Here is a 14,088-nt window from a genome sequence, read left to right on the forward strand (position 1 = left end):
ACGCCGATGCAACCTGTTCAGGCATCTCAGGTGTCTCAGGCGACTGAGGCCCTGCACTGGCATGGTGGCCAGATCGAGGCGGCGGCGCGGACCTATCCGGACGCGCCGCTGCCTTGGCTGGACTTGTCGACCGGCATCAGCCCATGGCCATATCGGGTCGGGCGGATCGACCGGGAGGCATGGCATCGGCTGCCCTCGATTGAGGGGCTGAAGGCGCTGGAAGAGGCGGCCAGCGCCTTTTTCGGGCTGCACAATCCCGAACAGATCGCCGCCGTTCCGGGCAGCGACATCGCGATCCGGCTGTTGGCGCGGCTATTGGAAACGGATCGGGTCTCGATCGTCAGCCCCAGCTATGGCGCTTATGCAGCCACATGGCCGCAGGCGCGACATGTGTCATTTGCCGCCGCCCGCAACGCGGATCTTCTGGTCTGCGCCAACCCCAACAATCCGGATGGCGCAATCATCCCGGCGCAAGCGCTGCAACGCATCCACAACATGCGGATCGTCGACGAAGCCTTTGCCGACGCCATGCCGACAGAAAGCCTGATCCCCCATCGTAACGGCGCGGTGGTGCTACGGTCATTTGGCAAATTCTTCGGGTTGGCGGGCGTCCGGCTTGGTTTTGTGATCGCCGACCGGCCCCTTATCCGATCGTTAAAGACCATGCTGGGCGATTGGCCGATATCGGGAGCCGCCATCGCCATCGGGACCAGCGCCTATCGCGACACATTGTGGCAGGAGCGGCAAAAGCGCCGCCTGTTGCGGGCGAGCAACCGGCTTGGACGGATGCTCACAACATATGGGCTGGAGACAGTCGGGAAGACCGCCAATTTCCATTTATGTCGTCATGAGGCGGCAGCGTCATTGTTCGCACATCTGTGCCGCCACGGCATTCTCGTCCGCCCCTTTTCTGCCGAACCGTCATGGCTGCGCTTCGGCCTGCCCGGCAGCACGCCGGATTGGCACAGGCTGGAAACCGCCCTCAATTCATGGAGACACCACGCATGACCGATCAACAAGACGATTTCATCCGTCACAATGAACGGATGAAAAAATTGAAGGTGGCACGGGAGAAAATACAATCCCGCAAGACCATCGAGCGCGGCCTGCTGATTATCCACACCGGCAATGGCAAGGGCAAGTCGTCAAGCGCGTTCGGCATGGCGGTCCGGTCCGTCGGCTGGGGCATGAAGGTCGGGATCGTGCAATATGTGAAGGGCAGCTGGGACACCGGGGAAAAGGCCTTTTTCGCGGCCAATCCCGATCTGCTGACCTTTGATGTGATGGGCAATGGCTTCACATGGGACACGCAGGATCGCGCCCGCGACATTGCGGCGGCACGTGCCGCATGGGAAAGATCCAAAGCCCTGATCCTCGATCCGGCATATGACTTCATCATTCTGGATGAACTCAACATCGTGCTGCGCGACGACACATTGCCCGCCGCAGAGATCGCCGATTTTCTCAAAGACCGGCCAATGGACAAGCATATCTGCATCACCGGCCGCAATGCCAAACCTGAATTGATCGACATCGCCGACCTCGTCACCGAGTTTCAGGAAGTGAAGCACCCGTTCAAGGCCGGGTTCAAAGCGCAAAAGGGCGTCGAATATTGATCCGCGCGGGCATCCTGTCTGGCATGGTCGCGCTTGCCGGCTGTAGCGACGGCATGCCCGCGCACCGCTTGCCGACCACCGATGCCGCGCCCCAACGGATCGTGTCGATCAACCCGTGCGTCGATGCCATATTGATGGAAATTGCAGACCCTCGCCAGATCGCGGGGATCAGCCATTATTCGCATGATCCGCGCGCGTCCTCGATCTCGATGGCGGAGGCCCGTCATTATGTTGCGGTGTCCGGCAATGCCGAAGATGTGATCCATGCGCGGCCCGATCTCGTGATCTCCGGCCCGCATGTCTCAATCCAGACCTTGGCCGCGCTCAAGCGCCTCGGCATCCCGCTGATGCAGCTCACGGTGCCGGAAAGCATCGCCGAAAGCAAAAGCCAGATCGACGCCATTGCCGTCCGCATCGGACGCACAGCGCAGGGCAGACAATTAAACCGCCGGATCGACGCTGCCGTCGCGCATGCAGCCCGCCATGACGGTCCCCTTGTCCCCGCCCTGATCTGGCAGAGCAGCGGGCTGGTGCCGGGCAAGAATACATTGGCCGATGAACTGATGACGCGCGCCGGGTTTCGCAATCTCAGCGGCGATCTAGGATTGAAGCAATGGGATCGCCTGCCGCTTGAAGGCCTGTTGATGCAGCCGCCGCAGCTGTTGTTGGCGGGCATGGCCAATATGGGTGCGGGCGATGGCGATGCCAATCGGATGCTGTCGCACCCCGCCCTGAAAATGGCGGGCACGCGCATACGCATCGCCGATTATCCGTCCAGCCTGTTGCATTGCGGCGGGCCGGTCATCATCCGCGCCATGGCGCGCCTTGCTGCGGTAAGATCCGGCTTAAAGGGAGGAGATTCATGACGGCATCGCAATTGCGCATCATGCTGTTGCTGGTGCTGGCATCGGCGATATTATTATCGCTGATGGCCGGGCGGCACTGGATACCGTTTCACCAATGGCTGGGCGGGGATCTGCCCTCGCTTGTCATCATGCAATTGCGCCTGCCGCGCGCGGTGGTCGGTGTGCTGGTCGGCGCAAGCCTTGGCATGGCAGGTGCAGCGATGCAGGGCTATCTGCGCAACCCGCTCGCCGACCCCGGTCTGTTCGGCATTTCATCCAGTGCGGCACTCGGCGCGGTGATATCGCTTTATTTCGGCTATGCCGTCTCGGCCTTGCTGCTGCCCATGTTCGCACTGCTGGGAGCGGGGTGCGGCATGGCGATGCTGTCGATTCTGGCCGGACGATCCGGCAGCCTGACCTTGTTCACTTTATCGGGCGTGATCCTGTCCAGCCTGACCGGCGCATTGACGAGCCTGCTCATCAGCCTTGCCCCCACCCCCTTTGCTTCTTCGGAAATTGTGACATGGCTGATGGGCGCGCTGGTCGATCGCAGTTGGGAGGATGCGCGCCTCGCTTTGCCGTTGACGGGCATCGGCATGGCGGCCTTGCTCTGGGCGGGACGCAGTCTCGATGCCCTTACCCTCGGCGAAGCCACGGCCCGTTCGCTCGGCATCAACATGCGACATCTGCAATATCTGATGCTGGCAGGTGTCGGCCTGACCGTCGGTTCATCCGTCGCGATTGCGGGGATCATCGGCTTTGTCGGGCTGGTGGTGCCGCATCTGGTCCGGCCATTGGTCGGCAGCCAGCCGTCCGCCTTGTTGATCCCCTCGGCACTGGCGGGCGCGGTGTTGGTCGTGCTGGCAGATAGTCTGGTCCGTATCCTGCCAAGCGTATCGGAAGTGCGGCTCGGCATTGCCATGGCGGTATTGGGGACGCCCTTTTTCCTCGCCCTGCTCTTCAACATGCGTCGGGAGATCGCCTGATGGAACTCCGCATCGACAATCTCAGCCTGAAATTGCGCGGACGCGATGTGTTGCGCGACATATCCGCCCGCTTCACGCCCGGCAAGATTACAGTGATCCTTGGGCCGAACGGGGCCGGCAAATCCAGCCTGCTCTCATGCCTTACCGGATTGCAGCGACAGCAGCATGGCAGGATCACCCTTGCAGGCGCATCGATATTCGACCTGCCTGCTGCACTTCGCGCCCGACACATCGGCCTTCTCGCACAAAAGGCGGATATCCATTGGGATATCGATGTCCGCGCCCTCATTGCGCTTGGCCGTTTGCCGCATCATGGCCGTTGGGGGCGCAGCGCCGCCGATGAAGCGGCCATTGACGCGGCGATGGCGCACACCGATTGCACCGCCCTTGCAGGTCGCCGCGCACAACAATTATCCGGCGGCGAGCAGGCGCGGGTCCTGCTCGCCCGCGCCTTGGCAGGGCAACCGGATTGGTTGTTGGCGGATGAGCCGCTGGCGAATTTCGACCCGGTCCACCAGCTTGATGTCATGTCCTGCCTGCGTGCCGTGGCAGATGGCGGCATGGGGATCGTCCTCGTGCTGCATGACCTGACGCAGGCGGCACGGATCGCCGACCAGATCATCATCCTCGACAAGGGCGAGGTCGCCGCATCGGGCAGCGTCTCCGAAGTGCTGACCCCCGAACTGCTGGCCCGCATCTTTTCGATCCGGGTTCATGTCGGCACCGCCGCGTGCGGCATGCCGATCATCACCCCGATGGCCCGCGCGGCATGAACGGGGACATCATCATCGGCGACCGGGCGGCACAATTGCTGGCGGTGCTGATGCTGGAAGCCGCATTCGGTTACCCCCGGCTGGCATTACAATGGATCGGGCATCCGGTGATCTGGGTAGGGGCGTTGCTCGCGCGCCTTGACCGGCAATGGAACATTGCGGGCTGGCGGCGCGCCAAAGGGGTCGGCGTCGTGCTGATCCTGATCGCGCTGGGCGGCGGGATGGGCTGGGCGATCGACGCCATGGCCCAAGGTCCAATCGGCGCAGTGACGATCATCCTGTTTGCCACCATCGGGCTGGCGCAGCGCAGCCTTTACGACCATGTGGCAGCGGTGATCCGGCCATTAACGACAGGCGACCTGCCGATGGCGCGGGCGGCCTTATCCCATATCGTCGGGCGCGATACGGACGATCTCGACGCACAAAGCATCGCCGCAGGTGCCACCGAAACACTGGCGGAAAGCCTGTGCGACGGGATCGTCGCGCCTGCCTTCTGGTTTTTGCTGCTGGGGTTGCCGGGCTTGTTCATCTTCAAGTGCATCAGCACCGCCGACAGCATGATCGGCCACAAGGATGCCCGTCACGGCGAATTCGGCTGGGCGGCAGCGCGCCTCGACGATCTGCTGAACTGGGTTCCGGCGCGCCTGTCGGGCCTATTGATCTGCATCGCTGGCGGGCGTGACAGTTGGCGGATCATGTGGCGGGATGCGCATCGCCATCTTTCACCCAATGCGGGTTGGCCCGAAAGTGCGATGGCCGGGGCGTTGGCCTTACAACTGGGCGGCGGTGCAAGCTATGCTAGCGATTGGATCGCGCGGCAGACGCTCGGCGATGGTCTGCGGCCAACACCCGCAGATCTACAGCGGGCCATGATCATTTTTCGGCGGGCCTGCGGGCTGCTGTGGCTCATAACGGGGGTAATCGCATGGCCGCTATAATGTTGCAGGGCACCGGATCGGACGTTGGCAAGTCGGTGCTTGTCGCGGGCATCTGTCGCCTGCTCGCCAATCGCGGGTTGCGCGTCTTGCCGTTCAAACCGCAGAACATGTCCAACAACGCCGCCGTTACCCCGGATGGCGGCGAGATCGGGCGGGCGCAGGCGCTTCAGGCGCTCGCGTGCCGCGCACCGCTATCGGTGGACATGAATCCGGTGTTGCTCAAGCCGCAATCGGACAAGTCGGCGCAGGTCGTCGTCCATGGCCGGGTGCAAGGCACGTTGGGCGCGGAATATTATCGCGAGCGCAAGGGCGAACTGCTGGCGGCGGTGGCAGATTCCTATCACAGGCTGCGCGCCGCCGCCGATATTGTGATCGTCGAGGGCGCAGGCAGCCCCGCCGAGATCAACCTGCGCGCGGGCGACATCGCCAATATGGGTTTTGCCCGTGCAGCCAATGTGCCGGTCGTGCTGGTCGGCGATATCGACCGGGGCGGCGTCATCGCATCGATTGTCGGCACAAAATCCGTCATCGACCCCGCCGATGCCCTTATGATCCGGGGATTTCTCATCAACAAGTTCCGGGGCGACGTCTCCTTGTTCACCGATGGCTATGAAGCCATCGCCGCACGCACCGGATGGGAGGGGCTGGGTATCATTCCTTGGATATCGGCTGTCGCCCGCCTGCCCGCCGAAGACGCGGTGACGCTGCAAACCCCCAATGCCGGCGGCAATGGCCGGATGCACATCGCGGTGCCGATGTTGTCGCGCATTGCCAATTTCGACGATTTCGACCCGCTGGCTCAAGAACCCGGCGTCCGCCTGAACATGATTCCCCCCGGCCAGATCTTGCCGGCGGATGCGGACCTTGTCATCCTTCCCGGCACCAAGGCCACCATCGCCGATCTCGCGTTCCTCCGCGCCCAAGGCTGGGATATCGACATCGCCGCGCATGTCCGGCGCGGCGGACGGGTGTTGGGCATTTGCGGCGGCTACCAGATGATGGGCCGCACGATTGCCGACCCCCATGGGATCGAAGGCCAGGCCCACACAGTCGACGGGCTTGGCCTGTTGCCGGTGCATAGTGTCATGCATGCCGACAAGATCTTGCGGGAAGCACGGGGCACGCGCCTGTGCGATGGCGCCGCCTTTGCGGGCTATGAAATCCATGCCGGCATTACCACCGGCGCCGAACGCCCCCTGCTGCGCATGGCGGATGGGCGCGACGAAGGTGCCGCCAGCGCCGATGGCCGGATCGCGGGTTGTTACATCCATGGGCTGTTCAACCTTGCCGAACAAAGACGCGGCTGGATCGACACGGCCTCCAACGGTCTGGATCAACATCTGACGGTGGATCGCGCGCTCGATGAACTGGCCACCGAACTGGAAAAAACCGTCGCGATCGATCGACTGCTCGCCATCGCGCAGGAGGCCGCATGATCGGCCCGCAATTCTCCCCCGATTTTATGGCGCAGCTCGACCTGCTCTTCCGCTGGCGGCGGGATGTCCGCCACTTCGACACCCGACCGCTCGCCGCTGGCCTGCTTGACCAACTGCTCGATCAGGCCATGCACGCGCCATCGGTCGGGTACAGCCAGCCATGGCGCTTTGTCCGGGTATGCACCCCGGCGCGACGAAATGCGATCATCGCGCATGTCGAACAGGAAAATGCGCGCGCCGCCTCCCTTTACGAAGGAGGGCAACGCACGGCTTATGACGCGCTCAAACTTCACGGTCTGAAAAAGGCGCCCGAACATCTCGCGGTCTTTTGCGATATTGGCACAGCCACCGGACATCATCTCGGTCGCCGGACCATGCCGGAAACGCTGATCTACTCCACCGTCATAGTGATCCATCATCTGTGGCTGGCGGCAAGGGCACAACAGATTGGGCTGGGCTGGGTGTCCATATTGGACCCGGCCAAATTGATCGAACTGCTCGACATTCCTGCCACGTGGCAATTGGTCGGCTATCTATGTCTTGGCTATCCAGCCGAGGCCGCCGATGTGCCCGAACTCGAACGCGAGGGATGGGAAAAACGTCTCGATCATCAACACACAAGGTTGCAACGATGACCCTCACCTCAACCGACATTCACACGCATCTCGATAGCCTTGCCAAGCCGCAGGGCAGCCTGGGCCAGTTGGAACAATTGGCGGTGCGCCTTGCCGAAGCGCAGCAAAGCCTTGCACCTGTGACACGCCCTCGCGGCATCATCTTGTTTGCCGGCGATCATGGGGTCGTGGAGAGCGGCGTCTCCGCATGGCCCTCAGCGGTGACGACGGCGATGATGCAGACCATCGCCCAAGGTCGAGCCAGCAGCAACGCCTTGGCCCGTGCTGCCGGATGCGACCTCCGGTTGGTCGATATCGGCAGCATCACCCCGCTGGCCCGCCCCCTCCCGGAATTCGTCACGGATCGGCGGCTGGCGGCGGGGACGCAAAATCTGGCGCTTGGTCCGGCTATGACAGTGGCGCAGTTCGATGCCGCATGGGCCATCGGGGCGGAAGAGGCACGCCAGCTTGTCGCCCAGAATTACCGCCTGTTGCTCGCAGGGGAAATGGGCATCGGCAACACCACGCCCGCCGCCTGTCTGAATATGCTGCTCTGCAATACCGATGCGGCGGTGTCGACCGGCAGTGGCGCTGGCGCGGATGATGCGATGCGGGCGCACAAGCAGGCCATTGTGGCAGCGGTTGTCGCCCGGGAAAAGCCGGGTCTGGAAAATGATCCCAAGGCGGCGATAGCCGCGCTCTGCGGGTTTGAAATTGCCGCAATGGCTGGCTTTTACGCCGCCGCGGCACAGGCAGGCGCGACTATTTTGCTGGATGGCTATGTCACCACGGCGGCGGCATTGATAGCCGAACGGCTGATGCCCGGATCGGCGCAGCGGATGATTGCCGCGCATCTTTCTGCCGAACCGGGGCATCGGGCGGCGCTTGATGCCTTGGGTCTTGTGCCGATATTGGAATGGCAGATGCGGCTGGGCGAAGGTAGCGGCGCGCTTGTTGCCCTGCCCCTGCTCGATGCGGCAGCCGCCCTGCTGGGCGAGGTGGCGACCCTTGCCGAAGTCATGGGAAAATGAGCATGGCACGACTGCGCTGGTGGATGCCGCCACTGCTCGCCCTCCAGTTTCTGACCCGCATCCCGGCACCGGGGCTCGGGCGACTGGATCATGACGATGTCCAGCTCGGCCTCACCCGGGCGGTGGTCTTTTTCCCATTGGTGGGCGGTCTGGTGGGTGGCGTGACGGCCACTACATTAATGCTGGCCGACAGCCTGTGGCCACGTGCCGTTGCGGTCATACTGGCCTTGATGGTCGAAGCACGCCTGACGGGGGCATTTCATGAAGATGCCGTGGCAGATTTCTGCGATGGCTTTGGCGGCGGCATGACGCCTGAACGCATCCACGACATCATGAAGGACAGCCGGATCGGCAGCTATGGGGCGCTGGCGCTCCTGCTTGCGGTCGGCTTGCGCGCGACGTTGCTGATCGCGATTCCGGCGGCATTGCTGCTACCGGCTCTGTTGGCCTCGGCATGCTTCGGGCGACTGATGGCGGTCATCGGCATGGCCGTCATTCCACCTCTCGATCGGCGCGGCGGCATCGCCAAGGATATCGGTGCACGGATGCGCATCGGCCCGTGTCTAGTCGCGACCTTATGGGCACTGCCGTTCCTCGCACCGCTTGCACTGACCCAGCCAGCCGCCATGTTCGGCGCATGCGCGGCCATGGCGCTGTTCATGTGGTGGTTCAGGCGCGCCTTGTTGCTCCATCTGGGTGGGGTCACGGGCGACTGTCTCGGCTTTGCGGTCTATGCCGGGCAATTGGCGATCCTGCTGGCCGTGGCGGGGGCGTGGACATGATCATCCATCTCGTCCGCCATCCGCCCGTGATAAAATCATGGCAAAAGCGATGCTATGGACAAAGCGATCCGGGACTGTCGATGGTGGGGCGAAACATGGTCGGCCCGTTGGTGGACCGTCTGGCGGCCCTCAGCCCCGATATGGTCATTCACTCCGACATGGCCCGCACCCGGGCCATTGCCGAGCCCCTTGCCCAACGACTGGGCATCGCTTCCATATCCGCGCCCTTATGGCGTGAACGCGACTTTGGCGCATGGGAGGGCAAGAGCTGGCATGCGATCTACCGCATGACCGGCAATGCCATGGATGGGATGATTGACGACCCCTGCCATTTTCGTCCGGGCGGCGGCGAGACGAGTGCAGAGCTGGTGTCCAGAATCGTCAAGGCTACATCTGCCCTGCCCGCCGTCCGCCAAGTCGTCGTCGTCACCCATGGCGGGCCTATCGCCGCCCGAAGAATGATCGCATCCGGCATGGATTACGCGGCGCTGCCCCAATACATCATCCCGTTAGGCTCGATATGCTCTCTCGATATGTCGCGATAGGGCGCTTATTCTGTCGTGCAGATGATGCTTGAATAACGGCCCGATTGGTCTCCGCAATGCAGAGCACAGAACCATGCCCACGCAAGCGACCGATAACGCGGGCTATTTTCAGGGTATCTGTGGAATATCCCGGCGTCTCTGAAAACGCGGAATGTTTGGTGCGCGGCGCAGTCTGTAGCGAACCAGTCTCACGAGCTGTTTTCCCTGCTCTTAGGGAGTTAACAGGGAATATTCACTAAAAAGTGGATAAAAGAGCCATTTTTACCGAGTTATTAACATTATAAACAATAGGTTGTGAGATAAACTCCCTGCTCAGGTTATCAGGGAATTTATCTCATGCTAACAGGGAAATATCCTCTCCGTAACAGGCCACTATCCAGTTCATAGCTTGGCCGCATTGATGTGGCACCTGCATACACTGCAGCATTCGCAATGCTCATGCGTAACTTGCCTTCCAATCCCGCTTGATCTTCTTTGCCAGCGACCATTTATGGACTTCGGTCGGGCCATCATAAATGCGGAAGGCGCGCACCTCGCGGAATACCTGCTCCACGATTGTATCCTGCGTGACACCTGTACCGCCCATGATCTGGACACACCGATCGGCGACCCGCATCAGCGCCTCGGACACGGCCACCTTGGTCATCGAGCTTTCAACCGTGCCAAGCGACCCGCCATCAAGCACGCCCGCACACCAGTCGATCATCAATTCGGCCTGCTTCAGGTCGATCATGTTTTCGGCCAGCATGAAGCCAACGCCCTCATGATCGATCAGCGCCTTGCCGAACGCCATGCGGCGATTGGCATAATCGGTCGCGATTTCATGCGACCGGATACACGCGCCCAGCCAGCGCATGCAGTGCGACAGGCGCGCCGGTGACAGGCGGACCTGTGCATATTTGAAGCCCTCGCCCGAATGGCCAAGCATCTGATCAGCAGGAATACGCAGATTGTCGATACGCAGCACCGCGTGACCGCCCGGCATCGAGCTATCGATCGTAATGGGCACGCGCTCTATCGTGATCGCCGGGTCGGGCAAATCGACGAGGAACATGCACGCCCCCTCATCCGATTTGGCCATGACGATACCGACCTTGGCGCCTTCCGCCCCGGTGATGAACGCCTTGCGGCCATTTACCACCCAGTGGTTGCCATCCAGCCGGCACGTCGTCTGCATCATCATCGGATCGGAGCCCGCCCCGCCATCCTCGGCAGGTTCGGTCATGAGAAATGCAGACCGCGCCCGACCCTCGATCAACTGGTTCAGGAACCGCGTCTTGAGGGCGTCATTCCCGACTTTACCGAGGAGATACATATTCCCCTCATCCGGCGCCGCCGTATTGCAGGCGAGCGGCCCCAGCGGGGATAGACCGGAACGGATCAACACCAATGCCGTCTCGCGTTGCGACAAATGGCTCCCGTCGGACAGAATATGCGGGGTCAGCACCCCGGCTGCGCGCGCTTTCTCCCGCATCTCCTCGACCAATGCCTCCGTCGGACAATCATGATGATCGCGACGCGGGTCCTTTTCATAAGGGACCACAATATGGCGGACGAACGCTTCGACACGGTCGGCAATCTCTGCCGTACGTTCTGGACCGATGCCGATCACTTTGCGACCATCCAGAACAGACCATCAAGACGGTACGCAATCGGTAAATATATCGGCATTGGCATGTTCAGACACCCTCGTTCCTGACGATAATGGGGCGCCAGCCACTTTAACGCCGGCCCCATACATCTGACATATATTTGATGACATGATGTACTTTTATCATCCATTATCAGGGCGTGATTGAACCCATAAATCTATATTTTACGTCATTCTATCGGCCATCCCTATATATAGATGCCGACAAATAATTAAGCACAGATTGCATTTTTACGGACGCTTCAATAGCTCCTTTGCAGTAAGAAAAAATGTCGAGGAGGAGGAGGATGACGTTGGCGCAATATGACCTATTGGACATTCAGCGGCCGCGCGAGGGTCTCGCTATATTAACGCTGAACCGCCCCAATGCGATGAATGCGCTTTCACTGAACCTGCGCCGCCAACTTACCGGGGCTATCCGCGCGCTGGATCTGGACGGCAGCACCTCGGTCATTATCCTGACGGGTGCAGGCAAGGCGTTTTGCGCCGGTCTCGACCTCAAGGAAATGAGCAGCGACACTTCCGCACTCGCCAGTGACGCAACCGATAATCCGATCAGCGCCATCCACCAATTCTCGGGCATCGTCATCGGGGCTATTAATGGGGCCGCGATCACCGGCGGCTTTGAACTCGCCCTCGCCTGCGACATTCTTATTGCATCAGAAGCTGCAAAATTCGCGGACACGCATATCCGGGTCGGGGCCATGCCGGGCTGGGAATTGTCCCAGCGCCTCAGCCGCACCATCGGCATCTATCGCGCCAAGCATCTGGCGATGACCGGCAAATATATCAGCGCCATGCAAGCAGAGGCATGGGGCATTGTCAGTGAAGTCGTGGCCGCAGAGGACCTGCTATCCAGCGCATTGGCCATTGCCGACACGATGCTCGCCATGCCTGCAGCCTCTCTCAAAAGCTATAAGCGGCTGATTGACGATGGCTATGCTGTGACGCTCGCCGAAGGGCTGGAAATTGAGCGGCAACGCGCCAACACGCACAATCAAGCGGTGCAGCCAACGGAAATTGCCGCGCGACGCACCTCTATCCAGCATCATGGGAGTAACAGCGCCTGACGCCGATGCCGATGAGCCATGCATTGCAACCTCCTCGATCTGCCACGCTCCACAATCATACACCTATAATCGCACAGGGATATTTTGGATGACTGACGCATTTGCATATCGTCACCTGATCGTGATCCGGGAAGGGGCCTTGCTTCGCGTCACCTTGAATCGGCCAGAGATTTATAACGCCCTCAATGATGATTTGGTCGATGAATTGCTCGATCTGTTTGGCAAGCTATACTGGCAGCACGACATTCGGGTTGTTCTTCTTGGCGGCAATGGCAAGCATTTCTGCGCCGGTCTAGATATGTCCGAACGATCCGGCGGCATCCCCGGCACAGGTGAAGCGCTGAAAGCACAACGCAAAATCAGTGAAATCGTCATCTCCATGCGCCGCTGCCCCCAACCCATCGTCGCCATGATCAATGGCGCGGCGAGCGGCGGCGGATTTGCGATCGCGCTCGCGAGCGATGTGCGCATCGCCACCCCGGACCTGCGCATGAATGCCGCCTTCATCCGGGTTGGATTGAGCGCCTGCGATATCGGCGTCAGCTATTTCCTGCCGCGCATGGTGGGCGCATCCGTCGCCTCGGAATATATGCTGACGGGACGTTTTTTCACCGCCGACAAAGCCCTTGGCCTTGGCCTTATCTCCAGTATCGAGACCGCAGACACAATGCTGGCCTGCGCGGAAAAAATGGTGGCAGACATGCTCCACGCCACGCCGCTTGGCCTGCGGCTGACAAAAGAGGCCCTGAATTACGCTATCGACGCCAATGGTCTTGAAGCCGTTGTCGCCATGGAAGACCGCAACCAGATTCTGTGCGCGCAAAGCGAGGACTTTGCCGAGGGAATTGCTGCCTTTATGGAAAAACGGACCCCGCGTTACGCAGACGTCGACACCCTATCGAGCACATGTAAAAAGGACTGAAAATGGTGTGTCGACAGCCCCCCATGAGAATGAACCCATAAGCCCGACGGATATATCTATTTTATTCAGGTCAAAAATATGAGCACCTTGGAATTTCTAGCCCTAAGCAACATGGTCAACAGTAGCGAGGCCATGTTCGACCGACGGCGGCGCATATTGCGCGTGGCCCGCAAGATGATCGGCAGCGACGGCCTTGAACATTTCAACATGCGCGACCTCGGCAAGAAAGCGGATGTATCCACGCGCACCATCTACAATGCCTTTGGCAGCAAGGAGACTGTGATCGCGCTGGCCATTTACACCTTTTTCGAAAAATTCGTCACACATCTCCGCTTCGATACCGACGCCACCAGTTTTGACGGGGCATTGGAGCGCCAAATCACCAGCACTTTGCGCGATGTCGATTTTCCACAATTCATGACGGCGGTGGCAGGCCTGTATTTCTCGCCCACCCTGCATGAAGACATCGGCACGGTATTACATGATCTGGCAACACGTTCATGGACGCCCTGGCTCGCCAAAATACAAGCACGCAGACAGTTGGAAAAATCCGTCAACATCAATGATCTGCTGATCGACCTGTCAAACCTGCAATATGCCAAGATTCACGAATGGTGCACAGGTGCCATCGATGCCGAAGCGTTTCTGATCAAAACACTTTGTGGCATTTTATTGATGCTCTCGGGGGCGACCAAAGGGGAGGCGCGCGCGGAAATCAGAAAGACCTATATCGCCATCCAGCAAGATGAAAAATGGCGTAAATCTCTGTTTTCCGCTGCAAGAGCGCGCATAGATGCCATCAAAATGGAATCCCACAACATCAAGACGGGCGCATTGATATAAAGCCCTTCACCAGGACAAAAAATGTCAGTGCGGCCT

General features: G+C 60.5%; 15 protein-coding genes. 14 read left to right on the forward strand and 1 reads right to left on the reverse strand.

The genetic code is table 11. The features are described 5' to 3' along the window. Nucleotides 1-30 precede the first annotated feature (30 nt). The 11 genes from cobD to K6117_RS08430 are packed head-to-tail and all read left to right on the forward strand — an operon-like array spanning nt 31 to nt 9,566. Nucleotides 31-1,008 carry a threonine-phosphate decarboxylase CobD gene (gene cobD, locus K6117_RS08380; RefSeq protein WP_221793905.1) on the forward strand — a complete coding sequence of 326 codons (978 nt, stop codon included), beginning with the start codon at nt 31-33 and terminating at the stop codon, nt 1,006-1,008. Further along, a complete protein-coding gene (gene cobO, locus K6117_RS08385; protein WP_221793908.1) occupies nt 1,005-1,616 on the forward strand; it encodes a cob(I)yrinic acid a,c-diamide adenosyltransferase in 612 nt (203 codons plus the stop codon). Before cobD ends, cobO begins: the two co-directional genes overlap by 4 nt. Continuing rightward, the gene (locus K6117_RS08390) at nt 1,613-2,482 is read left to right on the forward strand and encodes an ABC transporter substrate-binding protein (RefSeq protein WP_246604968.1); all 870 of its coding nucleotides are present in this window, start codon (nt 1,613-1,615) and stop codon (nt 2,480-2,482) included. The genes cobO and K6117_RS08390 overlap by 4 nt, the downstream gene beginning before the upstream one ends. Further along, a complete protein-coding gene (locus K6117_RS08395; protein WP_221793910.1) occupies nt 2,479-3,447 on the forward strand; it encodes a FecCD family ABC transporter permease in 969 nt (322 codons plus the stop codon). Before K6117_RS08390 ends, K6117_RS08395 begins: the two co-directional genes overlap by 4 nt. Next, a complete protein-coding gene (locus K6117_RS08400; RefSeq protein WP_221793912.1) occupies nt 3,447-4,220 on the forward strand; it encodes an ABC transporter ATP-binding protein in 774 nt (257 codons plus the stop codon). Before K6117_RS08395 ends, K6117_RS08400 begins: the two co-directional genes overlap by 1 nt. Continuing rightward, nucleotides 4,217-5,158, forward strand: coding sequence for an adenosylcobinamide-phosphate synthase CbiB (gene cbiB, locus K6117_RS08405; RefSeq protein ID WP_221793914.1), 942 nt, complete (start codon nt 4,217-4,219; stop codon nt 5,156-5,158). The genes K6117_RS08400 and cbiB overlap by 4 nt, the downstream gene beginning before the upstream one ends. Continuing rightward, nucleotides 5,146-6,594 (forward strand): cobyric acid synthase, encoded by a 1,449-nt coding sequence (locus K6117_RS08410; RefSeq protein ID WP_221793916.1) that lies wholly within the window; start codon nt 5,146-5,148, stop codon nt 6,592-6,594. Before cbiB ends, K6117_RS08410 begins: the two co-directional genes overlap by 13 nt. Beyond that, nucleotides 6,591-7,229, forward strand: coding sequence for a 5,6-dimethylbenzimidazole synthase (gene bluB / locus K6117_RS08415; RefSeq protein WP_221793918.1), 639 nt, complete (start codon nt 6,591-6,593; stop codon nt 7,227-7,229). Before K6117_RS08410 ends, bluB begins: the two co-directional genes overlap by 4 nt. Then, nucleotides 7,226-8,239, forward strand: coding sequence for a nicotinate-nucleotide--dimethylbenzimidazole phosphoribosyltransferase (cobT, locus tag K6117_RS08420; RefSeq protein WP_221793920.1), 1,014 nt, complete (start codon nt 7,226-7,228; stop codon nt 8,237-8,239). Before bluB ends, cobT begins: the two co-directional genes overlap by 4 nt. Then, nucleotides 8,236-9,021, forward strand: a complete 786-nt coding sequence (locus tag K6117_RS08425; protein WP_221793922.1) for an adenosylcobinamide-GDP ribazoletransferase — start codon at nt 8,236-8,238, stop codon at nt 9,019-9,021. The genes cobT and K6117_RS08425 overlap by 4 nt, the downstream gene beginning before the upstream one ends. Continuing rightward, nucleotides 9,018-9,566: a histidine phosphatase family protein gene (locus K6117_RS08430; RefSeq protein WP_221793924.1), complete on the forward strand. Its 549-nt coding sequence runs from the start codon at nt 9,018-9,020 to the stop codon at nt 9,564-9,566. Before K6117_RS08425 ends, K6117_RS08430 begins: the two co-directional genes overlap by 4 nt. 436 nt (nt 9,567-10,002) lie before the next feature. Here K6117_RS08430 and K6117_RS08435 read toward each other — a convergent pair whose 3' ends face one another. Next, complete coding sequence (locus tag K6117_RS08435) at nt 10,003-11,175, reverse strand: acyl-CoA dehydrogenase family protein (RefSeq protein WP_221794272.1); 1,173 nt, start codon at nt 11,173-11,175, stop codon at nt 10,003-10,005. A 329-nt stretch (nt 11,176-11,504) separates the two neighbouring features. Between K6117_RS08435 and K6117_RS08440 the strand changes: the two genes are divergently transcribed. The 3 genes from K6117_RS08440 (at nt 11,505) to K6117_RS08450 (ending at nt 14,052) form a co-directional block, all read left to right on the forward strand. Beyond that, the gene (locus K6117_RS08440) at nt 11,505-12,287 is read left to right on the forward strand and encodes an enoyl-CoA hydratase (RefSeq protein ID WP_221793926.1); all 783 of its coding nucleotides are present in this window, start codon (nt 11,505-11,507) and stop codon (nt 12,285-12,287) included. An 88-nt stretch (nt 12,288-12,375) separates the two neighbouring features. Next, complete coding sequence (locus K6117_RS08445; RefSeq protein WP_221793928.1) at nt 12,376-13,209, forward strand: enoyl-CoA hydratase/isomerase family protein; 834 nt, start codon at nt 12,376-12,378, stop codon at nt 13,207-13,209. Nucleotides 13,210-13,287: 78 nt separating this feature from the next. Continuing rightward, nucleotides 13,288-14,052, forward strand: coding sequence for a TetR/AcrR family transcriptional regulator (locus tag K6117_RS08450; protein WP_221793930.1), 765 nt, complete (start codon nt 13,288-13,290; stop codon nt 14,050-14,052). Nucleotides 14,053-14,088 lie beyond the last annotated feature (36 nt).

Origin of the sequence: Alteraquisediminimonas sediminicola, from assembly GCF_019740335.1 — a bacterium.
Lineage (GTDB): Bacteria > Pseudomonadota > Alphaproteobacteria > Sphingomonadales > Sphingomonadaceae > Alteraquisediminimonas > Alteraquisediminimonas sediminicola.

Excerpts from the sequence above, each read along its gene's own strand:
- K6117_RS08400 (WP_221793912.1), top strand. The coding sequence starts at position 3,447 with ATGGAACTCCGCATCGACAATCTCAGCCTGAAATTGCGCGGACGCGAT.
- K6117_RS08395 (WP_221793910.1), top strand. The coding sequence starts at position 2,479 with ATGACGGCATCGCAATTGCGCATCATGCTGTTGCTGGTGCTGGCATCG.
- K6117_RS08430 (WP_221793924.1), top strand. The coding sequence starts at position 9,018 with ATGATCATCCATCTCGTCCGCCATCCGCCCGTGATAAAATCATGGCAA.
- bluB (WP_221793918.1), top strand. The coding sequence starts at position 6,591 with ATGATCGGCCCGCAATTCTCCCCCGATTTTATGGCGCAGCTCGACCTG.
- K6117_RS08450 (WP_221793930.1), top strand. The coding sequence starts at position 13,288 with ATGAGCACCTTGGAATTTCTAGCCCTAAGCAACATGGTCAACAGTAGC.
- cobO (WP_221793908.1), top strand. The coding sequence starts at position 1,005 with ATGACCGATCAACAAGACGATTTCATCCGTCACAATGAACGGATGAAA.
- cbiB (WP_221793914.1), top strand. The coding sequence starts at position 4,217 with ATGAACGGGGACATCATCATCGGCGACCGGGCGGCACAATTGCTGGCG.
- cobT (WP_221793920.1), top strand. The coding sequence starts at position 7,226 with ATGACCCTCACCTCAACCGACATTCACACGCATCTCGATAGCCTTGCC.
- K6117_RS08440 (WP_221793926.1), top strand. The coding sequence starts at position 11,505 with ATGACGTTGGCGCAATATGACCTATTGGACATTCAGCGGCCGCGCGAG.
- K6117_RS08425 (WP_221793922.1), top strand. The coding sequence starts at position 8,236 with ATGAGCATGGCACGACTGCGCTGGTGGATGCCGCCACTGCTCGCCCTC.
- K6117_RS08445 (WP_221793928.1), top strand. The coding sequence starts at position 12,376 with ATGACTGACGCATTTGCATATCGTCACCTGATCGTGATCCGGGAAGGG.
- K6117_RS08410 (WP_221793916.1), top strand. The coding sequence starts at position 5,146 with ATGGCCGCTATAATGTTGCAGGGCACCGGATCGGACGTTGGCAAGTCG.